This is a genomic window from Providencia sp. PROV073 (assembly GCF_033688125.1).
In the GTDB taxonomy this organism is placed as follows: Bacteria; Pseudomonadota; Gammaproteobacteria; order Enterobacterales; family Enterobacteriaceae; genus Providencia; species Providencia hangzhouensis.
On the sequence record NZ_CP096353.1, the window covers coordinates 1,475,104 to 1,498,581 of the forward strand.

Consider the following 23,478-nt stretch of genomic DNA (forward strand, 5'->3'; position numbering starts at 1 on the left):
AAGGTTCCTAATGAAAGCACCAAAAACAGCGAAAAATAAGAAACAAGAAGAGAGTACCAGCTTTGTCCGCTGGCGCTTTATTTTGCTGTGCGGATGCATTGTCTTAGCGTTAGCAGGGTTGCTAACGCGGGTGGCTTATCTGCAAATTATTGCGCCAGAGAAACTGGTGAAAGAAGGCGATATGCGCTCTTTACGAGTGCAAGAAGTTGCGACATCACGAGGAATGATTAGCGACCGAGAAGGGCGGCAACTTGCCGTGAGTGTGCCAGTCAATGCGATCTGGGCAGACCCCAAAGAGGTGTTTGAAAAAGGGGGAATAAGCAATGACGAACACTGGAAAGCACTGGCAGACGCACTTGAAATTCCATTAGAACAAATTACGAGCAAAATATCGGCCAATCCAAGAGGCCGTTTTGTGTATTTAGCGCGCCAAGTTAACCCATCTATTGGTGATTACGTTAAAAAATTAAAAATACCGGGTATTTACTTACGCAAAGAATCTCGTCGTTATTACCCATCAGGCCCAGTTACCGCTCACTTACTGGGGGTAACAAACATTGATGGTGAAGGGATTGAAGGCGTCGAAAAAAGCTTTGACCGTTGGTTAAAAGGTGCGCCGGGTGAACGTACAGTCCGTAAAGACCGTAATGGGCGAGTGATTGAAACCATTTCGTCTATTGACAGCCAAGCTGCGCATAATCTGACATTAAGCATTGATGAACGTATTCAATCCATTGTTTACCGTGAATTAACACGTGGCGTGCAGGAAAATAAAGCGGAATCGGGGGTGGCAATTTTAGTTGATGTTCATACCGGTGAAATTTTAGCAATGGCGAATAGCCCATCCTATAACCCAAATAACTTAACGGGTACATCAATGGATGCGATGCGTAACCGCGCCATTACGGATATTTTTGAGACGGGCTCAACAGTAAAACCTATGGTGGTAATGAGTGCGCTACATAACAAAATTATTAAAGAAAACTCAGTAATTAATACTTATCCGTATCGTATTAGTGGTCATGAGATCAAAGACGTAGCACGATACGCTGAGTTAACTATTACTGGGATTTTACAGAAGTCGAGTAACGTAGGTGTTTCAAAACTTGCGTTAGCGATGCCTGCCACTGAGCTGGTGGATGTGTATAGCCGCTTTGGGTTTGGCAAGCCGACTAATCTGGGGTTAGTCGGGGAAAGTAGTGGCATCTTTCCAAGTAAAAAAACACGGTGGTCTGATTTAGAAAGGGCCACCTTTTCTTTTGGCTACGGGCAAATGGTAACACCGTTACAGTTAGCGCGAGCCTATGCAACGATAGGGAGTTTCGGTATTTACCGGCCTCTATCAATCACTAAAGTTGACCCTCCCGTGCCAGGGACGCGTGTTTTTCCTGAGCCAATTATGCGTACTGTGGTGCATATGATGGAGAGTGTAGCTCTACCCGGCGGCGGGGGAGCTCGAGCAGCCATTAAAGGCTATCGCATTGCCATTAAAACCGGTACAGCAAAAAAAGTGGGCCCTGAAGGGCGCTATGTTAATAAATATTTAGCTTATGCCGCAGGTGTTGCGCCTGCGAGTAATCCACGCTATGCGTTAGTTGTGCTTATCAATGAGCCAAGTGCAGGTAAATACTATGGTGGTGCGGTTTCTGCCCCCGTATTTGGCTCAATCATGGGTGGGGTCTTGCGGTTGATGAATGTTGAACCCGATGCATTGCAACCAAACGAACAAAATGAAATCGTAAATAGTCAAAAAGAGGTTAAAAGTGGCAGATCGTAATCTTTGTGACCTACTCTCACCCTTTGGTGTGAGCACAACTCCAATCTCACTGCGTGAGATGACGCTAGACAGTCGAAAGGCTGCCGCGGGCGATCTGTTTATTGCAATAAAAGGTCATCAATCGGATGGGCGACACTATATTCCTCAAGCGATTGCTCAAGGGGTTTCCGCTGTAATAGCAGAGGCGGAAGGTGAAGCCGTTGAAGGCGAAGTTCGTTTCGTTCATGGCGTACCTGTTATTTATTTGAATGACCTGAATAACCGTTTATCTGCACTGGCCGGTGAGTTTTACCACCAACCTTCTGCAAAAATGAAACTCGTTGGTGTGACGGGGACTAACGGTAAAACCACCACCACACAATTAATTGCTCAGTGGGCTCAAGGGCTAGGGGAAACTAGCGCAGTAATGGGAACCGTGGGTAATGGCCTATTAGGCCATGTGTCACCAAGCGAAAATACCACGGGCTCTGCGGTAGATATTCAACTTGAATTGACCCAGTTATTGAACCAAAAAGCAACATTAACAGCGATGGAAGTTTCTTCCCATGGATTAGTGCAAGGCCGTGTCGCAGACTTACAGTTCGATGCCGCTGTGTTCACTAATTTAAGCCGTGATCACCTTGATTATCACGGCGATATGGAAAGCTATGAAGCCGCTAAATGGCTATTGTTTTCCACACATAATACAAAATCGCAAATTATCAATGCGGATGATGCGATTGGTTTGAAGTGGCTGCAGCGTTTACCACAAGCGTGCGCGGTGACCATGGAAAACAAAATTCCTCAAGATTGGCAAGGCCCATGGTTAAAAGCAACGGAAGTTGAATACCACGACAAAGGCGCCACTATCCATTTTGATTCCTCATGGGGAAATGGTGACTTTGAAAGCCCATTGATGGGAGCATTTAATGTCAGCAACTTATTAGTGGCAATGGCAACTTTGCTGATGATGGATTATCCGTTAAACAAACTGCTGGCTGCTACATCTTCATTGTCACCAGTTTGCGGCCGTATGGAAGTGTTTAGTGCACCGAATAAACCGACAGTTGTTGTTGATTATGCGCATACTCCTGATGCCTTAGAAAAAGCCTTAGCGGCAGCACGCTTACATTGCAAAGGGCAATTATGGTGTGTATTTGGTTGCGGTGGTGACCGTGACAAAGGTAAGCGCCCTCTGATGGGAGCCGCAGCAGAAGAATATGCAGATAAAATCGTGATCACAGATGACAACCCGCGCAGCGAAGACCCTATCGACATTATTAATGACATCATGGCTGGACTATTAGATTCCAGCCGTGCCTTGGCCATTCCAGGTCGTCCAGAAGCAGTGACAAACACCATTTTGCAGGCATCTCCTGATGATGTGATTGTGATTGCAGGCAAAGGTCATGAAGATTATCAAATTATTGGTCAGCGCAAGCTAGATTACTCCGACCGTTTAACGGTGGCACGTTTGTTGGGGGTAATCGCATGATCCCTTTAACACTCGTTCAACTGGCACAGATTACCCAAGGGCAGATTGAGTCTGCTCCAGATACCAATGTTTTGATTAGCTCTGTTAGTACCGATAGCCGCAAAATTGCTGAAAATTGCCTATTTATTGCCTTAAAAGGTGAACGCTTCGACGCCCATGATTTCGCACAACAAGTGGTGGTTACGGGAGCTAAAGCGTTACTTGTTGAGCGCAAGCTGAATGTAGATTGCCCACAAGTTATCGTGAAAGACTCGCGTATTGCGATGGGCCAATTGGCTGCATGGGTTCGTCAGCAGAGCAGAGCTCGAATCGTTGGCTTGACGGGGTCTTCGGGCAAAACATCTGTTAAAGAAATGACAGCATCTATTTTATCTGAGCGCGGTAAAACCTTATATACCGCCGGTAATTTAAACAACGATATTGGTGTGCCTTTGACACTATTTCGTTTAACAAATGATGATGAATTCGCTGTGATAGAAATGGGTGCTAATCACCCAAATGAAATCGCCTACACAACCAATATTGTTAAACCAGAAGCGGCGTTAGTTAACAATTTATTTGCTGCGCACTTAGCGGGCTTTGGTTCACCGGAAGGGGTTGCGACAGCCAAAGGTGAAATTTATCAAGGTGTTCCAGAAGAAGGAACCGCAATTGTTAACCTTGATAGCTACAGTGAAAAATGGCAGTTTCAGCCACGCCAAACTGTTTGGTATTACTCGCTAACTTCACAAGCAAAAGCGGATTTCTATCCTTCTGATATTCAAGTGAAACAGCTAACAACAGATTTTGTGTTACATACCCCTGTTGGTAGTGTCGATATCACCTTGCCATTACCAGGGCGGCATAACATTGCTAATGTGTTAGCGGCAAGTGCATTGGCGATTTCTGTCGGCGCTAGCCTAGAAGATATCAAAAACGGCATAGCAAAAACGCAAGCGGTACCTGGGCGTTTATACCCTGTGCGCTTGAGTGAACACAAAGTGGTATTAGATGACACTTATAACGCCAATGATGGCTCAATGATCGCAGCAATTCAGGTCCTCGAAAAAATGCCGGGTTACCGCATCTTAGTGGTAGGGGATATGGGGGAACTGGGTGATTATGCCGAAGATTGCCACCAACGTGTAGGTGTTGCCGCTAAGCAGGCGGGTTTAGATAAGGTATTCAGTGTTGGTCAGTTAAGTGAGTTGATCAGCCAATTTAGTGAGTGTGGTGAGCACTTCACAGTGAAAGCAGATTTATTAACCCGACTAATTCCGCTAGCGCAGCAGAAGGACGTTGTTTCTATTTTAGTTAAAGGTTCACGCAGCTCCGCGATGGAAGATGTTGTGAATGCATTGAAGGAGTGCTTCGAATGTTAGTCTGGCTTGCCGAAATGTTAGTCCACAAGTTTTCTGTTCTGAACGTCTTTTCTTATTTGACGTTCAGGGCCATTGTCGGTTTGCTGACGGCACTCGCCATTGCTCTGTGGATGGGGCCTCACTTAATTGCTTACCTGCAGAAAATGCAAATTGGTCAAGTCGTTCGTAACGAAGGCCCTGAGTCTCACTTTAGTAAGCGTGGGACCCCAACTATGGGCGGGTTATTGATCTTATTTTCAATTACCGTTTCAACATTGTTATGGGCTCGATTAGACAACCCTTACGTTTGGTGTGTACTACTCGTGCTAGTCGGGTATGGCATTGTCGGTTTTGTTGACGACTACCGGAAAGTGGTTCGTAAAGACACTCGTGGCTTAATCGCGCGTTGGAAATATTTCTGGCAATCCGTGATTGCGTTAATAGTTGCCTTTTCCATGTACGCGATTGGTAAAGATACCCCAGCAACTCAGTTAGTTGTACCATTTTTCAAAGACGTAATGCCACAACTGGGCATGCTGTATATTTTGCTGACCTATTTTGTGATTGTTGGAACCAGTAACGCAGTAAACCTAACCGATGGCTTGGATGGCTTAGCTATCATGCCAACGGTATTTGTTGCCGCAGGTTTTGCATTAGTGGCATGGGCAACAGGTAACGTCAACTTTGCCAGTTACTTACATATTCCATTTTTACCCCATGCAGGTGAACTGGTGATTGTCTGTACTGCCATTGTGGGGGCAGGGTTAGGCTTCTTATGGTTTAACACATACCCAGCGCAAGTATTTATGGGCGATGTCGGCTCATTGGCGCTTGGCGGTGCACTGGGGACTATTGCGGTATTACTGCGCCAAGAGTTTTTATTAGTGATTATGGGCGGTGTATTCGTCGTTGAGACGCTGTCAGTTATTTTACAAGTCGGTTCATTTAAATTGCGTGGACAACGTATTTTCCGTATGGCACCAATTCACCACCATTATGAATTGAAGGGTTGGCCAGAACCACGTGTTATCGTGCGTTTCTGGATTATCTCGTTAATGCTAGTCCTGATTGGGCTGGCAACCTTGAAGGTGCGTTAAGATGGTTGATTATCAGGGTAAGAACGTCGTTATTATTGGGCTGGGGATCACCGGCCTATCTTGCGTTCACTTTTTCCTTGAGCGCGGCGTGGTGCCTCGCGTTATGGATACCCGTGCAGTACCGCCTGGTGTAGATAAACTCCCAGAAAATGTAGAATGCCATAGTGGCAGTTTGAATAATAGCTGGTTACAGGCCGCCGATTTAATTGTTGCTAGTCCAGGAATTGCGTTAGCGACCCCTCAATTACAGCAGGCCGCAGAAAATGGCATCGAAATTGTGGGTGATATCGAATTATTTTGCCGTGAAGCAGATGCACCGATTGTCGCGATTACAGGTTCAAATGGTAAAAGCACTGTCACGTCATTGGTTGGCGAAATGGCTAAAGCAGCGGGTATTTCAGTTGGTGTAGGTGGCAACATTGGTACGCCAGCACTTTCATTACTCAATGCAGGGCATAATCTGTACGTTTTAGAACTTTCCAGCTTCCAATTAGAAACCACCTCAAGCCTAGAAGCGACCGCCGCGACAGTCTTAAATATTAGTGAAGATCATATGGATAGATATCCATTAGGTCTAGAACAGTACCGTGAAGCGAAATTAAAAATTTATCACAATGCTCAAAACTGCATTGTTAACGTACAAGATATACTGACCTTACCCGCTAATCATACTTTGGATGAATGCATTAGCTTTGGCTTAAATAGTGGTGATTATTTCTTTGATACCCAAAAACGGGTGTTAGTGGCTCAAGGAAAAGAGCTATTAGATGTCAATGAAATGCACTTAACCGGACAACACAATTACCTTAATGCGTTAGCCGCGTTAGCATTGGCGGATGCAGTGGATATTCCTCGTCCAGCTTGCCTTCAAGTATTGAAAGAATATACGGGGTTAGCACATCGTTTCGAATTAGTGTTATTCAATAACGGTGTTCGCTGGATTAATGACTCTAAAGCCACAAATGTTGGAAGTACAGAAGCGGCGTTAAATGGGTTACACGTGGATGGAAATATCTATTTATTATTAGGTGGGGATGGCAAGTCAGCCGATTTTTCACCATTAAAACAATATATTGCTGCGGATAACTACCGCTTATATTGCTTTGGTCGCGATGGGAAAGCATTAGCTGATATGGCACCTGAAAAATCAGTATTGACTGAGACTATGGAACAAAGCTTACGCCAAATTGCACCACAATTAAAAGCGGGGGACATGGTGCTGTTATCCCCTGCATGTGCCAGTTTGGATCAGTTTAAAAGTTTTGAGCAGCGTGGAACTGTCTTTGCTCAATTAGCCCAGGAGTTAGGTTAATGACGATACCGGGTGCGATGCGTTTAAAAAATTGGGTCATTGGTGAAAAAAATGGCGTGATTTCAGGCTCAACGCTTTACGACCGTACATTAGTGTGGTTGGCATTCGGTTTAGCCGCAGTAGGTTTTATCATGGTCACATCCGCTTCCATGCCAGTTGGCCAACGCTTAACAGAAGACCCGTTCTATTTCGCTAAGCGTGATGTGGTGTATATCGTTATGGCATTTATTTTAGCGTTGGGTGTCATGCGTATCCCGATGGCAGTTTGGGAAAAGTACAATTTCATTTTGTTGATGGTTTCACTTGGCATGCTAGTGGTGGTGCTGGTTGCAGGAAGTTCAGTTAACGGGGCATCACGCTGGATAGACATCGGTTTGGTAAAAATTCAACCGGCAGAAATTTCGAAATTTACGTTGTTTTGCTATGTGTCCAGTTACTTGGTGCGTAAATCCGATGAAGTCAGAACCCGTTTTCTTGGCTTTATTAAACCGATGTGTATTTTGATTGTCATGGCGTCATTGCTTTTATTACAACCTGACTTGGGGACCGTTATCGTATTAGTGGTTACCACTCTGGGATTGTTATTTTTAGCGGGCGCAAGGTTAGCGCCGTTTATTATTGGTATTGCCGCTTGCGCAGTGGGGGTATTGGCTTTGATTTGGTTTGAGCCGTACCGCTTACGTCGTGTTACATCGTTTTTGAACCCGTGGGATGACCCGTTTGGCAGTGGTTATCAGCTAACCCAATCTTTAATGGCTTTTGGTCGTGGTGAAGTGTTTGGGCAAGGGCTTGGTAATTCAGTACAAAAATTAGAGTATTTGCCAGAAGCACACACAGACTTTATTTTCTCGGTTTTAGCTGAGGAACTCGGGTACTTTGGCGTGGTATTGGTTCTGTTGATGGTCTTTATGTTGGCATTTAGAGCAATGATGATTGGCCGTCGCGCATTGATGTCAAACCAATTATTCGGTGGTTATTTAGCTTGTTCAATTGGTATTTGGTTTACCTTCCAAGCCTTAGTTAACGTTGGGGCTGCATCCGGTATGTTACCGACAAAAGGTTTAACATTGCCATTAATTAGTTATGGTGGTTCGAGTTTACTGGTAATGGCTGCTGCCATTGCGATATTACTGAGAATTGATTTTGAAACACGCCTTGAAAAAGCGCAGGCGTTTGTAAGGAGCACTAAATGAGTCAGGCAAAGAAATTACTCGTCATGGCAGGTGGAACTGGAGGACATGTTTTTCCAGGTTTAGCCGTGGCACATTATTTGCAGGCTCAAGGGTGGGAAATCCGTTGGTTAGGTACGGCTGACCGAATGGAAGCAACATTAGTGCCTAAACACGGTATCGATATTGAATTTATTCAAATTTCTGGCCTCAGGGGTAAAGGCATTGCCGCCCAACTGGGGGCGCCATGGCGTATTTATAAAGCGATTCGCCAAGCAAAAACAATTATCAAGCGTTATCAGCCAGATGCTGTATTAGGCATGGGAGGCTATGTTTCGGGGCCCGGTGGTATTGCGGCATGGCAATGTGGTGTACCCGTTGTGCTTCATGAACAAAATGGTATTGCAGGGTTAACGAATAAATGGCTATCTCGAATTGCAAAAAGAGTATTACAAGCCTTTCCGGGGGCATTTCTTGACGCACCAGTTGTAGGGAATCCAGTACGGGAAGATGTTTTGGCTCTACCTGCACCACAGGAACGTTTAGCAGGCCGAGAAGGCGCTATACGCGTATTGGTTGTCGGTGGTAGCCAAGGGGCACGGATTTTAAATCAAGTGATGCCTCTGGTTGCTGAAAAAGTAGGCAAACAGTTAAATATCTGGCATCAAGCGGGAAAAGGCAGTAAGGAATCGACAGAAGCATTGTATAATGAGCACATGCAAGTTTCAGTCAATTCTGAGTATAAAGTTACTGAATTTATTGATGATATGGCGCAAGCTTACGCATGGGCAGATATTGTTGTTTGTCGGTCTGGCGCACTAACCGTAAGTGAAATTGCAGCCGCAGGTTTACCGGCTATTTTTGTTCCTTTTCAACATAAAGACCGTCAACAGTATTGGAACGCATTACCGCTAGAAAAAGCGGGGGCGGCTAAAATTTTAGAACAGTCACAATTTACCGCAGATGCTGTGGCGAGCTTATTAGGGCAATGGGACAGAAACGAATTACTCTCAATGGCTGAAAAAGCACATAGTTGTGCAATTACTGATGCAACAGAGCGAGTTGCTGCCGTGATCTGTGAAGTGGCTAAATAATATTAGTCATAATTGATACCGAATTAATTTAGAAGCGAAGAAATATAGTGAATACACAACAATTAGCGAAATTAAGAACATCAGTGCCAGAAATGAGAAGAGTCAGGCACATCCATTTTGTCGGCATCGGCGGTGCTGGCATGGGTGGTATCGCTGAAGTGTTGGCAAATGAAGGCTATGAAATTAGTGGTTCAGATTTAGCTCCGAATGCAGTGACTCAACAATTAACCGCATTAGGGGCAACGATTTACTTTAATCACCGTCCAGAGAATGTTGAAAATGCCAGTGTTGTCGTCGTATCAACAGCGATCTCAAGTGAGAACCCAGAAATTCAAGCCGCCAAAGAATTGCGTATTCCTGTTATTCGTCGTGCAGAAATGTTAGCGGAATTAATGCGTTATCGTCATGGCATTGCTGTTGCAGGTACCCACGGGAAAACCACTACGACAGCAATGATTTCTGGGATTTATGCACAAGCAGGCCTTGACCCCACATTTGTGAATGGGGGATTGGTTAAATCAGCAGGAACGCATGCACGTTTAGGTAGTAGCCGCTACTTGATCGCAGAAGCCGATGAAAGCGATGCTTCATTCTTGCATTTGCAACCGTTAGTTGCAGTTGTGACCAATATCGAAGCAGACCATATGGATACTTACCAAGGTGACTTCGATAATTTAACGAATACGTTCATTAATTTCTTGCACAATTTGCCATTTTACGGGCGCGCAGTGATGTGTATTGATGATCCAGTCATTCGTTCGTTACTACCCAAAATTGGCCGCTATATCACCACTTATGGTTTTAGTGAAGACGCTGATGTGCGTATCACGCAATATGAGCAAAAAGGAAATCAAGGCTTTTTCACTATTGCCCGTGAAAATATGCCAGAACTGACGGTGGTTCTAAATGCACCAGGGCGTCACAATGCTCTCAATGCGACAGCCGCAGTCGCGGTCGCCACAGAAGAAGGTATTGACGATTTACACATTTTATCTGCACTAGTTGAATTTCAAGGAACAGGGCGTCGCTTTGATTTCCTAGGGAATTTCCCTCTGCGAAATGTGAATGGCAAAGAGGGTGAAGTGATGCTAGTCGATGACTATGGTCATCACCCAACCGAAGTGGATGCAACGATTAAAGCCGCGAGAGCAGGCTGGCCAGATAAGCGTATTGTAATGGTATTCCAACCGCATCGCTATACTCGTACTCGTGACTTATACGATGATTTTGTTAACGTTTTGGGGCAGGTTGATGTGCTGCTAATGTTAGACGTATATTCAGCGGGCGAAAAGCATGTACCAGGTGCGGATAGCCGCTCATTGTGCCGCTCAATTCGTGGTCGTGGTCAGATTGATCCTATTTATGTTGCAGATATTGAACAAATTCCACATATTTTAGCTCAAACTCTTGATGAAAATGATTTAATTTTAGTTCAAGGCGCAGGAAATATTGGTAAAATAGCCAAAAGCCTAGCAGAAGCAAAATTACAGCCACCGATGATTGAGGAATAAAAATGACAGAGAAAGTTGCGGTTCTATTAGGAGGCTCATCTGCTGAACGTGAAGTTTCACTTCAGTCAGGAAATGCTGTGCTGGCAGGGCTACGCCAGGCAGGTATTGATGCTCATCCTATCGACCCTCAAGATTTCCCTGTAGAAACATTGAAAGATGCAGGTTTCAACAAAGTTTTTATTGCGTTACATGGCCGCGGTGGTGAAGACGGTACATTACAAGGGCTGTTAGAAACACTAAATCTGCCTTATACCGGCAGTGGTGTTATGGCTTCAGCGCTTAGCATGGATAAGTTGAGAACAAAACAATTATGGCAAGGTGCAGGATTAAGTGTATCGCCATATGTTTACTTAACAAAACAGCAGTATAAGCAGGCTTCTTATGAGCAAATTGTCGCTAAAGTGCAATTTCTCGGATTACCTCTTATCGTGAAGCCAAGCCTTGAAGGCTCCAGTGTTGGTATGAGTAAAGTTGATAACTTAGAGGCATTGCCTGCTGCACTGGATCTTGCGTTTCAATTTGATGAAACGTTGTTAATTGAAAAATGGCTGAGTGGTCCTGAGTTCACGGTCGCGGTGTTAGGAGGCAACACTCTACCGTCAATTCGTATTCAACCACCAGGTATTTTTTATGACTACGAAGCGAAATATTTATCTGATGAAACTCAATATTTTTGCCCAAGTGGTTTAGATGAACAGCTTGAGTCAGAACTCGCAGACTTAGCGCTGAAAGCTTACCAAGTTGTTGGTTGTGAAGGCTGGGGGCGAGTTGATGTAATGCAAGACAGCGATGGCCAATTTTATCTGTTGGAAGTTAATACATCGCCAGGTATGACAAGCCATAGCCTAGTACCGATGGCTGCTCGTCAGGCAGGTATGAGTTTTTCACAGTTAGTTGTGCAAATTTTGAGATTGGCTCGTTGATATGTCACAAGCAGCACTAAATGTTAGGCATCATAATCAAAAGAACGATGAGGATCCTCGTTCAGGAGGACCTAGTAATGGTGCATTTTTAGGTGGGTTATTTTTCTTCCTATTTGTGGTTGGCACTATCATCTGGAGTGGTTGGATGGTAATGACTTGGATGAAAGATGCGGATCGGCTGCCGATGTCCAAGTTAGTGTTAACGGGTGAGCGCCATTACACCAAAAATGATGATGTTAGAAAGGCTATTTTAGCGCTAGGGCAGCCGGGGACGTTTATGACCGTCGATGTCAACGCTATCCAGAAGCAAATAAGCATGATGCCATGGGTACGCCAAGTGACTGTGCGTAAACAATGGCCAGATGAATTGAAAATTCATATTGTTGAATACCGCCCATTCGCTAGGTGGAACGACCAAAACATGGTGGATGAACAAGGTCGGGTATTTAACTTACCGGTTAGTGAAAATGGTAAAGGCGATTATGTGTTGCTTTATGGGCCACAAGGTAGCCAAAAAGAGGTTCTTAAAGAGTTCACAGTCTTTAAGAACACATTAGCTGCACATAATCTAAAGCTAAAATCGCTATCGATGACAGCCAGAAATGCATGGCAAATTATTTTAGACAACGATGTTAGAATCGAACTGGGTAAGAAAGATGTGTCAGAGCGGTTAAATAGGTTCCTTGAACTGTATCCGCTTTTGCAGCAAACAACGGATAAACGCGTTGACTATGTTGACTTACGTTATTCCAGTGGTGCTGCGGTGGGCTGGGCGCCACTGTTGGTTGATGCTCCACCGGAGTTACAATAAAGACGATGACTAATAACAAAAATTAGGCAGAAAAAATGATTAAAGCAACGGACAGAAAATTAGTGGTAGGCCTTGAAATTGGAACTTCCAAGGTATCAGCCCTTGTTGGCGAAATTCTGCCCGATGGTATGGTTAATATTATTGGGGTGGGAAGTTGTCCATCTCGTGGAATGGACAAAGGTGGCGTAAACGATCTTGAATCAGTGGTAAAATGTGTACAAAGAGCCATTGATCAGGCAGAACTCATGGCTGACTGCCAAATTTCATCGGTTTACCTTGCGCTATCGGGTAAGCACGTCAGTTGCCAAAATGAGATTGGTATGGTGCCAGTTTCAGAAGAAGAAGTGACGCAAGAAGATGTTGACAGTGTTGTGCATACAGCAAAATCGGTACGTGTTCGCGATGAGCACAGAATTTTGCACGTGATACCGCAAGAATTTGCAATAGATTACCAAGAAGGGATTAAAAACCCGGTTGGTTTATCAGGTGTACGTATGCAAGCCAAAGTCCATTTGATCACCTGCCATAACGATATGGCAAAAAATATTGTTAAAGCCGTTGAACGCTGTGGGTTAAAAGTTGATCAGCTTATTTTTGCTGGTCTCGCTGCAAGTTATAGTGTTTTAACGGAAGATGAGCGTGAATTAGGTGTATGTGTCGTTGATATCGGTGGCGGCACTATGGATATGGCGGTTTACACTGGCGGGGCTTTGCGCCATACAAAAGTCATCCCGTATGCAGGCAATGTGGTGACAAGCGACATCGCTTATGCATTTGGAACACCACCTAGTGATGCAGAAGCCATTAAAGTGCGTCATGGGTGTGCAGTCGGTTCTATCGTGAGTAAAGACGAGACCGTGGAAGTGCCAAGTGTTGGTGGGCGACCACCAAGAAGCTTACAGCGTCAAACCTTAGCAGAAGTGATCGAGCCAAGGTATACTGAGCTGTTAAACTTAGTAAATGAAGAAATTTTAAATTTACAGGAACAGTTACGCCAACAAGGTGTCAAACACCATTTGGCAGCTGGTATCGTGTTGACTGGTGGGGCCGCACAAATTGATGGTCTAGTCGAATGTGCGCAAAAAGTGTTCCATACGCAAGTGCGAATTGGTACACCGCTCAACATCACAGGGTTAACGGATTATGCGCAGGAGCCATATTATTCAACAGCAGTAGGGCTTCTGCATTACGGTAAAGAAAGCCATTTAGGCGATGATACCGAAGTAGAAAAACGTGCATCAGTTAGTGGATGGTTTAGTAAAATCACCAGTTGGCTGAGAAAAGAATTTTAATTTTGATAAAGAAGCATATTATTAGCTTCAAAAGTAGTAAGCACAAAACGGAGAGACATTATGTTTGAACCAATGGAGCTAACCAACGATGCGGTGATTAAAGTCATCGGCGTTGGCGGCGGCGGCGGTAACGCCGTTGAACACATGGTGCGTGAACGTATTGAAGGCGTTGAATTCTTCGCTGTCAATACAGATGCACAAGCGCTGCGTAAAACCGCAGTTGGACAAACTATCCAGATCGGTACCGGTATTACCAAAGGTCTGGGTGCAGGTGCAAACCCTGAAGTTGGCCGTAATGCCGCTGAAGAAGACCGTGAGGCGCTGCGTAATGCTTTAGATGGCGCGGATATGGTCTTTATCGCAGCAGGTATGGGTGGCGGTACAGGGACTGGTGCAGCTCCGGTCGTTGCCGAGGTTGCCAAAGAATTGGGTATTCTGACAGTTGCTGTCGTGACTAAACCTTTCAATTTCGAAGGTAAAAAGCGCATGGCATTTGCAGAGGCAGGCATCACTGAGTTGTCAAAACATGTTGACTCACTGATCACTATCCCAAATGATAAATTATTAAAAGTACTTGGTCGTGGTATCTCATTACTGGATGCTTTTGGTGCGGCAAATGACGTACTAAAAGGTGCAGTACAAGGTATCGCTGAACTGATTACACGCCCAGGTTTAATGAACGTAGACTTTGCTGACGTACGTACTGTGATGTCAGAAATGGGCTACGCAATGATGGGGTCAGGTGTTGCTCGTGGTGAAGATAGAGCAGAAGAAGCGGCAGAAATGGCTATTTCTAGTCCACTTCTTGAAGATATCGACCTGTCTGGTGCACGTGGTGTATTAGTTAACATCACGGCTGGTTTCGACCTGCGTTTAGATGAGTTTGAAACGGTGGGTAACACTATTCGTGCTTTCGCATCTGATAATGCAACTGTGGTAATCGGTACATCTCTTGACCCAGAAATGCACGAAGAACTGCGTGTTACAGTTGTTGCTACAGGTATTGGTATGGACAAACGTCCAGAAATTACTTTAGTTAGCAATAAAATGTCTCAGCAGGCGTCAATGGAACAGCGCTATCAGCAAATGCAAAATAGCATGTCTTCATTAACAGAAGAGAAACCAGCGGCTAAAGCGGTCAATGACCAAAATACGCAAACAAATAAAGAACCAGATTATCTTGATATTCCTGCGTTCTTGCGTAAACAGGCCGATTAATTTTATTTATATTGGTTTCTCCGCTTTTTGTGCTAAAATTTCCTACTGATTATCTTGTATGATGATCAGTAGGACTTATAACATTGCGAGAAAAATACGATGATCAAACAACGGACACTAAAACGTATTATTACAGCGACTGGTGTTGGTTTACATACCGGCAAGAAAGTTACGCTTACATTACGTCCAGCGCCGGCCAATACCGGGGTCATCTACCGTCGTACTGACCTTAATCCACCGGTTGATTTTCCGGCAGATGCGAAATCAGTTCGTGACACCATGTTATGTACTTGCTTAGTCAATGAAGATAATGTGCGTATTTCGACTGTTGAGCATTTGAATGCTGCCTTAGCAGGGTTAGGTATCGATAACATTGTTATTGAAGTCAATGCGCCTGAAATCCCTATTATGGATGGCAGTGCCGCACCATTTGTATTCTTACTGCTTGATGGCGGTATTGAAGAATTAAATTGTGCAAAGAAATTTTTACGTATAAAAGAAACAGTACGTGTTGAAGATGGTGATAAATGGGCTGAAATGCGACCTTATAATGGGTTTAGCCTTGATTTCACAATCGATTTTCAGCATCCAGCGATTGATAGTAGCACACAACGCTACTCACTTGATTTCTCAGCGGAATCATTTGTAAATCAAATAAGCCGCGCGCGTACTTTTGGCTTTATGCGTGATATTGAATATCTGCAATCAAAAGGCTTATGCTTAGGCGGTAGTTTCGACTGCGCCATCGTTGTTGATGACTATAAAGTTCTTAACGAAGATGGCTTACGTTTTGAAGATGAATTCGTTCGTCACAAAATGTTGGATGCAATTGGTGATTTATTCATGTGTGGGCACAATATTATTGGCGCATTCACGGCGTTTAAATCAGGCCATGCATTGAATAACAAGCTATTACAAGCAGTTTTGGCGAAAGAATCAGCTTGGGATCTCGTCACATTTGAAGACGAAGCTCAATTGCCTGTCGCATTCAAAGCACCTTCAACGGTGTTTGCATAAAATTTGATTATGCAGCTATCTTCGAGAACTGATCGAATTTAGCCTTTTCTGTTGGTTGCGCTAGTACTCTCTCCGGCTAGTGCAGCCAGCCGCTCAAACCTTTCTTTTAATCCTTTCGGGCTATTTTCGGCTAATTTCAAAAGCGCTTGTGCAGTTTGTGGACTTATCTGACGTTCGTTCATTTTTTGACTTATTGAGACTGTTTGCTTAGTTAGTGAACTATTTTGTCTCGATTTTCGCATAAGATCGGGATTGATTCTGATGTCGATAGAGGATAAAGATGGTAGAATGGACGTTCTTAATGCAGAAAGAAGATTGATTTTTTCGTAATTAAGTCGGGTCATCCAACTGGCGTTTGCCACTTCAATGACCATAACATTATTACGATAGTTTGCAACACGGCACATGGGTTTGATTTCAGCCGGCAGTAATCCTTTTACAGCACGATTCAGTTTGATAATCGCTTTTGCATTACGCTGAATAGTTTGTAAAGTGTTTGATGATGTTGCCAATGAGCCTTCAAGAACATCAAAAAGTGCTTGTGGATGACTATCTCTCATTTTTAGCTCCAGCTGAGAATGAAACAACGAATTGCAAATAATAATTTTGTCACTTATTCATTATATAAGAGTTTGATGGGCATTTTAAATTTTTGGCGACAACTTGGTAGAAAATACTTTTGGTCCCACCTGCTATTAGGTGTGGTTGCCACAGGTGTCGGCTTGCCTACAATTTTAAATGCGTTATCAGATTCTCAACATACACAGGTTAACTCTTCTCCAGTTAATCGCCAAAGCCAAGCTGTGAATGCTTTTGACAATTTATTTGCTCAACAGAATTCCCAACGCTCTTCGTCATCATCGTCATCTTATTCAGTAAATTACTGGCAGCAACATGCGGTAAGAAACGTTATTCGGCAGTTAACTTTTGCTTTTTCGGCGACAGAAGACGATGATGTAAACGCTGCAACAGAAGAGACTGAACAGCTTATTGCCCCACAACTGATGTTAGACACGCTGTATGCCATGTTAGCACAGCGTTCACTTCAGTGGGATGAAAGTGTTATTCAATTTAGTCATTATAACTATCCTCATATTATTGCCTATCAACCTGCAATTTGGATTGCTCAAGTTCACGGCATTCGTGCCGGCCCGTTAACAGTTTAATCTTCATTCATGGTAAAACAGCTCATCGTTGTGCTGTTTTACGTCATAAAATTTATAAAAATTTAAAGTAATTAATTGATTATTAGAGATTAAAATATGTTAACAAAGATTTTGACCAAAGTTTTTGGTAGCCGTAATGACCGTACGTTGCGCCGTTTACGTAAAGAAGTTGAAAAAATTAACCGTCTTGAACCCGATTTCGAAAAGTTATCTGATGATGAGTTAAAAGCAAAAACGGTGGAATTTCGTGAGCGTTTAACGAAAGGTGAAAGTTTAGAAAGTATCATTCCTGAGGCATTTGCAACTGTTCGTGAAGCAAGTAAACGTGTATTTGGTATGCGCCACTTTGATGTACAGCTTATCGGTGGAATGGTACTAAACGAACGCTGTATCGCAGAGATGCGTACAGGGGAAGGTAAAACTTTAACAGCAACATTACCTGCTTATATCAACGCATTAAGTGGTAAAGGGGTTCACGTAGTTACGGTGAATGATTACTTAGCCAAACGTGATGCTGAAAATAACCGTCCATTATTTGAATTCTTAGGCTTAACTGTGGGTATCAACCTGCCAGGTATGGCCCCGCCTGCAAAACGTGAAGCATATGCGGCAGATATTACTTACGGTACTAATAATGAATTTGGTTTCGACTACCTACGTGACAACATGGCGTTTAGCCCTGAAGAGCGTGTTCAGCGTAAATTGCATTATGCTTTGGTGGATGAGGTTGACTCCATTCTTATCGATGAAGCGCGTACACCACTGATTATTTCAGGTCCTGCAGAAGACAGTTCTGAACTGTACCAAAAAGTTGATAAACTTATTCCATATCTTCAACGTCAAGAGAAAGAAGATTCAGATACTTTCCAAGGGGAAGGCCATTTTTCTGTCGATGAAAAATCGCGTCAAGTGACTATAACTGAACGTGGACTGGTGTTAATCGAAGAGCTTCTAGCAAAAGAAGGTTTAATGGATGAAGGAGAGTCTTTATATTCACCTTCTAACATCATGTTAATGCACCATGTGATGGCGGGCTTACGTGCTCATGCGCTATTTACCTTAGACGTTGATTATATTGTAAAAGACGGTCAAATTGTTATTGTTGATGAACACACTGGCCGTACAATGGAAGGGCGTCGTTGGTCTGACGGCTTACACCAAGCAGTAGAAGCGAAAGAAGGCGTTGAAATTCAAAACGAAAACCAAACCTTGGCTTCAATTACTTTCCAGAACTATTTCCGTTTATATGAAAAGCTTGCAGGTATGACAGGTACTGCGGATACCGAAGCTTTTGAGTTTAGCTCAATTTATAAACTCGATACAATTGTTATCCCAACTAACCGCCCAATGGTGCGTAAAGATTTACCTGACCTCGTTTATATGAACGAAGCTGATAAGTTTGCAGCAATTATTGAAGATATTCGTGAAAGAACTGCCAATGGGCAACCCGTTCTTGTTGGTACAATTTCAATCGAAAAATCCGAATTGATTTCGAATGCGTTGAAAAAAGCTAAAATTGCTCATAATGTTTTGAATGCAAAATTCCATGCAATGGAAGCTGACATCATTGCGAATGCGGGTCAAGCTGGAGCTGTAACGATCGCAACTAATATGGCCGGTCGTGGTACTGACATCATGCTAGGTGGTAGCTGGCAAACTGAGGTTGCTGCATTAGAAGAGCCAACTCAAGAGCAAATTGATGAAATCAAAGCAAACTGGAAAGTTCGCCATGACGCTGTTTTAGCAGCAGGTGGTTTACATATTATTGGTACAGAACGTCATGAGTCACGTCGTATCGATAACCAGTTACGTGGTCGTGCCGGTCGTCAAGGGGATGCGGGTTCATCTCGTTTTTACTTATCAATGGAAGATGCGCTGATGCGTATTTTTGCTTCAGACCGCGTTACTGGCATGATGAAAAAGTTAGGTATGAAGCCGGGTGAAGCGATTGAACACCCATGGGTGACCAAGGCTATTGCTAATGCGCAACGTAAAGTTGAAAGCCGTAACTTTGATATCCGTAAACAATTACTTGAGTATGATGATGTTGCTAGTGACCAACGTCGTGCGATTTATACTCAGCGTAATGAACTACTGGATGGCGGTGATATTAAAGAAACGGTTGATAGCATTCGTGAAGATGTATTAACCACAACGATGGATGCCTATATTCCACCTCAATCACTTGAAGAAATGTGGGATATCGAAGGGCTACATCAGCGTTTAGTCAATGATTTTGACCTCGATTTACCAATCAAAGAGTGGTTAGATAAAGAGCCAGAGTTACACGAAGAAACATTACGTGAACGTATTATGGCAAAAGCGATTGAAGTTTATGATCGTAAAGAAGAAATTGTTGGCGCGGAAGCGATGCGTAATTTCGAAAAAGGTGTCATGTTGCAAACATTAGACACGTTATGGAAAGAGCACTTAGCGTCAATGGATTACTTACGTCAAGGTATTCATTTGCGTGGTTATGCGCAAAAAGATCCTAAGCAAGAATACAAACGTGAATCTTTCAGTATGTTTGCTAACATGCTTGAAGCATTGAAATATGAAGTGATTAGTACTTTATCTAAGGTACAAGTTCGTTTACCTGAAGAGGTTGAAGCATTAGAACAACAGCGTCGTGAAGAAGCTGAGCGTTTAGCGAAAAGGCAACAATTAAGCCATGAAGCTGGCGCTGAATCTTTAATGACTGAAACCGAAGCTAAAATTGCAACCCAAGGTCACAAAATTGGCCGTAATGACCCTTGTCCTTGTGGTTCGGGTAAAAAATACAAGCAATGCCATGGCCGTTTAAATTAATTCAACATTCACTCATTAATATAAAAAAGGCGGGGTAACCCGCCTTTTTGACGAAAAAATTATGGAAAAAAAACATTTGCATATCGCTGCTGGGATTATTCGTAACCTAGAGCAAAAAATTTTTATTACTAAACGGCCAGAAGGCACGCATATGGCTGGTTTTTGGGAATTTCCCGGTGGGAAACTTGAAGTTAATGAATCTCCTGAAGCCGCTTTAATTCGCGAACTTGAAGAAGAAGTTGGAATTGTAGTGACTAAGAACGAGTTACTTCATCGGGTTGACCATGAGTTTGATGACCGTTTCATTACACTCTATTTTTTTATGGTATCTTCATGGGAAAATGAACCGTATGGTAGAGAAGGGCAGGATTCGCGTTGGGTTTCTCAGCATGAGCTTAAAGCTGAAGAATTTCCCCCAGCAAACCGTATCATTGTTGATTTATTAACACAGAGAAGTGATCAACATAATAGCTGATAATGATATTAAGTGGAAAATACACAATAATATATTTTCCACTTAATTTACGATGTCACGACTTATACATTATTTATCTGGTTGTTCACTCCAGTCATCGCTGTCAGAAATATCCCCTTGACTCGCAATTCGTTTTTCTTCACTAGCCCATTCACCAAGGTCAATAAGTTGACAACGCTTACTACAAAATGGCCGGAACGGGCTATTTTCATTCCAAACAACTATTTTTTTACATGTAGGGCAATTAACTTCAATGATTTCACTCATAAAAATATTTCTCTAGCTAGCAACAGGATAACTCAAAATTAATAATATCGGGGAGTATACCATTCTCACTGTCGATATGTAGAAAACGTAGTGCGAATCGTGTTTTGTGGCCAGAGATTTGTGGGTATACCAAGTGTTCTGCAGTTAACTTGATGCGTAGCAGTTCTTTACCTTCTACGTTGTCTTGATAAAAACCATTATGAGACTCTTTTTGTTCAAAGATTCCATTTTGCCGAATTAGTGTTAGAACAGTTTGCAATGCATCATTGAGTGGGTCGAGGCTTTGCAACCAGCCACTAATGACCTTGTCTCGTTCAGTTTGTGGGATATTTAACCAAAGTTGTAAAGTCGGTAGGTCGAAACTACAACAGCCACCAGGAATACTTAAACGTTGGCGTACCATACTAATAATTTTATCTGTACGTAGATGGTGGCCAAAGCGTGCTGCGGACATTAAATGGGATGTTGTTTCTGATAATTGTTTTAGTAATGTAGATATTAATTGGTTATCAGCGTTAGGAGCTTCTGCCCAATTAGATAGCCGAGTTCGTTGTTTTTCTAGTTCTTTTATAAGCTCAGAACGAACTTCTCCTCTATCTAGGATTTCAATTAATTCTGAAACTGAGCGAAAAAAAGCAATACCAGTAGAGTAGGAGGTAATATTACTTAACTCATAAATTTGAGATAAAAGTGTTTCAAGGCGCAACCACGAACGAATTTTTTCATTCATTGGATATTCATAAGTAATCAAATTTGTTGTAATTAATTCGCCCATTTCAATTCCTATTTTTTTATTTTTGCTAGTGTTAAGTACTGGTTATGAAGAATTGCTACCTTGTCAGAGAGATCCGTGCCATGAGTATGGTTTGTTATTATATCATTGGCATGATTAAGTCGTTTTTCACGACTAACTTGTGCATTAAGTATATTAGTTACTTGTTCTAAACTGGTCTTATCTCTTTTTAGGGTTCGTTGAATTTGTTCTTCCACAGTAACATCGACAACTAATACCCTATCAGCCAAATGATGAATATTATTTTCAATTAATAAAGGGACTACCCATAATACATAAGGGTAATCTATTTGTTGAAATTGTTTTTGCGTTTCTTGTTGAATCAATGGATGAAGTAGAGCATTCAGCCACTTTTTTTCATCGGGCTTAGAAAAAATAATGTCTCGTAAGCGTTGCCTATCTAGGCACCCGTTGGGAAGAATAATATCTTCACCGAAGTGATATCTAATGCTTTCAAGGGCTGGGCTGTTAGGCTCAACAACCTGTCGTGCAATCACATCGGCATCAACTAGGGGGACTCCAAGTTTAGCAAACTCGTTTGCAACTGTTGTTTTACCACTTCCAATACCACCTGTTAAAGCAACTATATAAGGCATATGATTATTCATTTACTCGTTGAAAAAAAATAGATTACACTGAAATAAATCATTTGTCTTCATCCAAAGTTATATACTGTGAATAGTTTAAAAAAATATTATATAAAGTTGTTAGGGTAAAATGTAATATTCATATCCACATGAAATTATTTATAGTTCAGTTATAACATTACCTAAATTAAATATCGGTAGATACATTGCTAACATGATCATTCCTACTAGGATGGCAATTAAAAGGAGTAAAATAGGTTCAATATTTTTTAGGTTTTTTTCAGTAATAAAAATATATTGCTCTGAATAATATTTGAATAAATACTTTGAAAAGTAGTGTATTTTTCCAGATTCTTCTGCAATAGACATTAGCTGTACAGATAAATCAGGAAAGAACTTGGTTCTCTTCATAGCATGGGACAGTAACTCTCCTTTATGTACCGATATATGCACGTGTTCACAGTCTTTTTTATATTGATGGTTATTGATAGTTTGAATTGTGCATTTTAAACATTCGGATAATGATAAGCCTACGTTAATTGTTGAGTACATCGTTAAAAAATACAAACTTAAGTTATGGAGTTGTAATGATTTTTTGAATATCGGTAGATGAATTATTGTGTTTTTTAATAAAGATAATGTTTTTTCTTTGAATTTAAATACGAGAGGGAGAGAAAGTAAAAGAAAAGAAAATAAGTAAACTAAGTACTCTCTTAGAAAGCTTGAAATAAAGGTTATGATTTTTGTAACGAGTGGTAATTCGTGTCTGGTATTTTGATAGATGTTTTCAAATTGAGGAACTACATAGACCATCATAATGATTAATAACATTATTGAAAATGAAGAAAGAATTATTGGGTATCGTATCGATTTACTGATGAGTAAAGACACTTTATTATTATGTTCCAATATTGAATTGATTGTACTAAAACTTTGTTCGTATTGCCCTGTTTTCTCGGCAATGGTAACAATGCTTATTATAGTATCATTAAATATTGTTGGGTGCTTCTTCAAATACTGTGAAAACTTCTCTCCTTTTTCTATATGAACTATCGAGTTTTCAATAATATCAATCCAAAAAGGAAGTTGGCAGTTGGTATGTAATATTTTTAAACATTGTACGAGATTAATACCTGATGATGATAATAAAGATAACTGGTGGAAGAAATGAATTCGATAATTAATATTCTTTTTGTCCAATGAAAATAATGTTTTTAACTTTATTTGTACAGGAATTAAATTTCTTTCAGATATGTTGATGAATGCATGTTTTTTGCTTTTTGCTATTAATGTGCTGTATGTTAATTGATTGTTAAAATCAATGGCGATATATGAATAAATAAACAT

21 protein-coding genes are annotated in these 23,478 nt (G+C 42.0%); 16 read left to right on the forward strand and 5 right to left on the reverse strand.

Going from position 1 to position 23,478, the window contains the following annotated elements; all coding sequences use genetic code 11:
- The first annotated feature begins 10 nt into the window (after window positions 1-10).
- The 13 genes from ftsI to lpxC all read left to right on the forward strand — a co-directional run bounded on the left by ftsI (window position 11) and on the right by lpxC (window position 16,035).
- Window positions 11-1,777, forward strand: coding sequence for a peptidoglycan glycosyltransferase FtsI (gene ftsI / locus M1F17_RS06520; RefSeq protein WP_318837320.1), 1,767 nt, complete (start codon window positions 11-13; stop codon window positions 1,775-1,777).
- Window positions 1,764-3,251, forward strand: a complete 1,488-nt coding sequence (gene murE, locus M1F17_RS06525; RefSeq protein WP_318837321.1) for a UDP-N-acetylmuramoyl-L-alanyl-D-glutamate--2,6-diaminopimelate ligase — start codon at window positions 1,764-1,766, stop codon at window positions 3,249-3,251. Before ftsI ends, murE begins: the two co-directional genes overlap by 14 nt.
- Window positions 3,248-4,612, forward strand: coding sequence for a UDP-N-acetylmuramoyl-tripeptide--D-alanyl-D-alanine ligase (murF, locus tag M1F17_RS06530; RefSeq protein ID WP_318837322.1), 1,365 nt, complete (start codon window positions 3,248-3,250; stop codon window positions 4,610-4,612). Before murE ends, murF begins: the two co-directional genes overlap by 4 nt.
- Entirely contained in the window at window positions 4,606-5,688 is a 1,083-nt protein-coding gene (gene mraY, locus M1F17_RS06535; protein WP_004262035.1) for a phospho-N-acetylmuramoyl-pentapeptide-transferase, read from the forward strand. The genes murF and mraY overlap by 7 nt, the downstream gene beginning before the upstream one ends.
- Window position 5,689: 1 nt before the next feature.
- Complete coding sequence (murD, locus tag M1F17_RS06540) at window positions 5,690-7,000, forward strand: UDP-N-acetylmuramoyl-L-alanine--D-glutamate ligase (protein WP_272515222.1); 1,311 nt, start codon at window positions 5,690-5,692, stop codon at window positions 6,998-7,000.
- Complete coding sequence (ftsW, locus tag M1F17_RS06545) at window positions 7,000-8,193, forward strand: cell division protein FtsW (RefSeq protein WP_318837323.1); 1,194 nt, start codon at window positions 7,000-7,002, stop codon at window positions 8,191-8,193. The genes murD and ftsW overlap by 1 nt, the downstream gene beginning before the upstream one ends.
- Window positions 8,190-9,263 carry an undecaprenyldiphospho-muramoylpentapeptide beta-N-acetylglucosaminyltransferase gene (gene murG, locus M1F17_RS06550; RefSeq protein WP_272525576.1) on the forward strand — a complete coding sequence of 358 codons (1,074 nt, stop codon included), beginning with the start codon at window positions 8,190-8,192 and terminating at the stop codon, window positions 9,261-9,263. Before ftsW ends, murG begins: the two co-directional genes overlap by 4 nt.
- A gap of 47 nt (window positions 9,264-9,310) precedes the next feature.
- On the forward strand, window positions 9,311-10,774 hold the full coding sequence (gene murC, locus M1F17_RS06555; RefSeq protein WP_036958462.1) for a UDP-N-acetylmuramate--L-alanine ligase: 1,464 nt from the start codon (window positions 9,311-9,313) through the stop codon (window positions 10,772-10,774).
- 2 nt (window positions 10,775-10,776) lie between these two features.
- On the forward strand, window positions 10,777-11,697 hold the full coding sequence (locus M1F17_RS06560; protein ID WP_318837324.1) for a D-alanine--D-alanine ligase: 921 nt from the start codon (window positions 10,777-10,779) through the stop codon (window positions 11,695-11,697).
- Window position 11,698: 1 nt separating this feature from the next.
- Window positions 11,699-12,508: a cell division protein FtsQ gene (gene ftsQ, locus M1F17_RS06565; RefSeq protein WP_004262025.1), complete on the forward strand. Its 810-nt coding sequence runs from the start codon at window positions 11,699-11,701 to the stop codon at window positions 12,506-12,508.
- A 35-nt stretch (window positions 12,509-12,543) separates the two neighbouring features.
- Window positions 12,544-13,800 carry a cell division protein FtsA gene (ftsA, locus tag M1F17_RS06570; RefSeq protein ID WP_004262024.1) on the forward strand — a complete coding sequence of 419 codons (1,257 nt, stop codon included), beginning with the start codon at window positions 12,544-12,546 and terminating at the stop codon, window positions 13,798-13,800.
- 60 nt (window positions 13,801-13,860) lie between these two features.
- Window positions 13,861-15,018: a cell division protein FtsZ gene (ftsZ, locus tag M1F17_RS06575; protein WP_004262022.1), complete on the forward strand. Its 1,158-nt coding sequence runs from the start codon at window positions 13,861-13,863 to the stop codon at window positions 15,016-15,018.
- 99 nt (window positions 15,019-15,117) lie between these two features.
- On the forward strand, window positions 15,118-16,035 hold the full coding sequence (gene lpxC, locus M1F17_RS06580; RefSeq protein ID WP_004262020.1) for a UDP-3-O-acyl-N-acetylglucosamine deacetylase: 918 nt from the start codon (window positions 15,118-15,120) through the stop codon (window positions 16,033-16,035).
- A gap of 38 nt (window positions 16,036-16,073) precedes the next feature.
- On the opposite strand, the gene M1F17_RS06585 is transcribed toward lpxC, so the two are convergent.
- Window positions 16,074-16,595, reverse strand: coding sequence for a DUF721 domain-containing protein (locus M1F17_RS06585; protein ID WP_004262017.1), 522 nt, complete (start codon window positions 16,593-16,595; stop codon window positions 16,074-16,076).
- Between the two features lie 75 nt (window positions 16,596-16,670).
- Here M1F17_RS06585 and secM point away from each other — a divergent pair, with 75 nt between their 5' ends.
- From secM to mutT, 3 genes are all read left to right on the forward strand, one after another.
- A complete protein-coding gene (gene secM, locus M1F17_RS06590; protein WP_094961382.1) occupies window positions 16,671-17,201 on the forward strand; it encodes a secA translation cis-regulator SecM in 531 nt (176 codons plus the stop codon).
- 96 nt (window positions 17,202-17,297) lie between these two features.
- On the forward strand, window positions 17,298-20,009 hold the full coding sequence (secA, locus tag M1F17_RS06595; protein ID WP_004262013.1) for a preprotein translocase subunit SecA: 2,712 nt from the start codon (window positions 17,298-17,300) through the stop codon (window positions 20,007-20,009).
- A 61-nt stretch (window positions 20,010-20,070) separates the two neighbouring features.
- Complete coding sequence (mutT, locus tag M1F17_RS06600; RefSeq protein WP_094961368.1) at window positions 20,071-20,484, forward strand: 8-oxo-dGTP diphosphatase MutT; 414 nt, start codon at window positions 20,071-20,073, stop codon at window positions 20,482-20,484.
- Window positions 20,485-20,553: 69 nt separating this feature from the next.
- Here mutT and yacG read toward each other — a convergent pair whose 3' ends face one another.
- From yacG to M1F17_RS06620, 4 genes are all read right to left on the reverse strand, one after another.
- Entirely contained in the window at window positions 20,554-20,751 is a 198-nt protein-coding gene (yacG, locus tag M1F17_RS06605) for a DNA gyrase inhibitor YacG (RefSeq protein WP_004262008.1), read from the reverse strand.
- A 16-nt stretch (window positions 20,752-20,767) separates the two neighbouring features.
- Window positions 20,768-21,526, reverse strand: coding sequence for a cell division protein ZapD (gene zapD, locus M1F17_RS06610; protein WP_144140730.1), 759 nt, complete (start codon window positions 21,524-21,526; stop codon window positions 20,768-20,770).
- 8 nt (window positions 21,527-21,534) lie between these two features.
- The gene (gene coaE / locus M1F17_RS06615) at window positions 21,535-22,140 is read right to left on the reverse strand and encodes a dephospho-CoA kinase (protein ID WP_094961370.1); all 606 of its coding nucleotides are present in this window, start codon (window positions 22,138-22,140) and stop codon (window positions 21,535-21,537) included.
- Between the two features lie 150 nt (window positions 22,141-22,290).
- Complete coding sequence (locus M1F17_RS06620; RefSeq protein ID WP_094961371.1) at window positions 22,291-23,478, reverse strand: type II secretion system F family protein; 1,188 nt, start codon at window positions 23,476-23,478, stop codon at window positions 22,291-22,293.

Coding starts and splice junctions, on each gene's coding strand:
- ftsI (WP_318837320.1), top strand. CDS start 11: ATGAAAGCACCAAAAACAGCGAAAAATAAGAAACAAGAAGAGAGTACC.
- coaE (WP_094961370.1), bottom strand. CDS start 22,140: ATGCCTTATATAGTTGCTTTAACAGGTGGTATTGGAAGTGGTAAAACA.
- mutT (WP_094961368.1), top strand. CDS start 20,071: ATGGAAAAAAAACATTTGCATATCGCTGCTGGGATTATTCGTAACCTA.
- M1F17_RS06620 (WP_094961371.1), bottom strand. CDS start 23,478: ATGTTTATTTATTCATATATCGCCATTGATTTTAACAATCAATTAACA.
- M1F17_RS06560 (WP_318837324.1), top strand. CDS start 10,777: ATGACAGAGAAAGTTGCGGTTCTATTAGGAGGCTCATCTGCTGAACGT.
- ftsW (WP_318837323.1), top strand. CDS start 7,000: ATGACGATACCGGGTGCGATGCGTTTAAAAAATTGGGTCATTGGTGAA.
- secM (WP_094961382.1), top strand. CDS start 16,671: ATGGGCATTTTAAATTTTTGGCGACAACTTGGTAGAAAATACTTTTGG.
- murF (WP_318837322.1), top strand. CDS start 3,248: ATGATCCCTTTAACACTCGTTCAACTGGCACAGATTACCCAAGGGCAG.
- secA (WP_004262013.1), top strand. CDS start 17,298: ATGTTAACAAAGATTTTGACCAAAGTTTTTGGTAGCCGTAATGACCGT.
- mraY (WP_004262035.1), top strand. CDS start 4,606: ATGTTAGTCTGGCTTGCCGAAATGTTAGTCCACAAGTTTTCTGTTCTG.
- lpxC (WP_004262020.1), top strand. CDS start 15,118: ATGATCAAACAACGGACACTAAAACGTATTATTACAGCGACTGGTGTT.
- ftsZ (WP_004262022.1), top strand. CDS start 13,861: ATGTTTGAACCAATGGAGCTAACCAACGATGCGGTGATTAAAGTCATC.
- M1F17_RS06585 (WP_004262017.1), bottom strand. CDS start 16,595: ATGAGAGATAGTCATCCACAAGCACTTTTTGATGTTCTTGAAGGCTCA.
- murD (WP_272515222.1), top strand. CDS start 5,690: ATGGTTGATTATCAGGGTAAGAACGTCGTTATTATTGGGCTGGGGATC.
- ftsQ (WP_004262025.1), top strand. CDS start 11,699: ATGTCACAAGCAGCACTAAATGTTAGGCATCATAATCAAAAGAACGAT.
- yacG (WP_004262008.1), bottom strand. CDS start 20,751: ATGAGTGAAATCATTGAAGTTAATTGCCCTACATGTAAAAAAATAGTT.
- zapD (WP_144140730.1), bottom strand. CDS start 21,526: ATGGGCGAATTAATTACAACAAATTTGATTACTTATGAATATCCAATG.
- ftsA (WP_004262024.1), top strand. CDS start 12,544: ATGATTAAAGCAACGGACAGAAAATTAGTGGTAGGCCTTGAAATTGGA.
- murG (WP_272525576.1), top strand. CDS start 8,190: ATGAGTCAGGCAAAGAAATTACTCGTCATGGCAGGTGGAACTGGAGGA.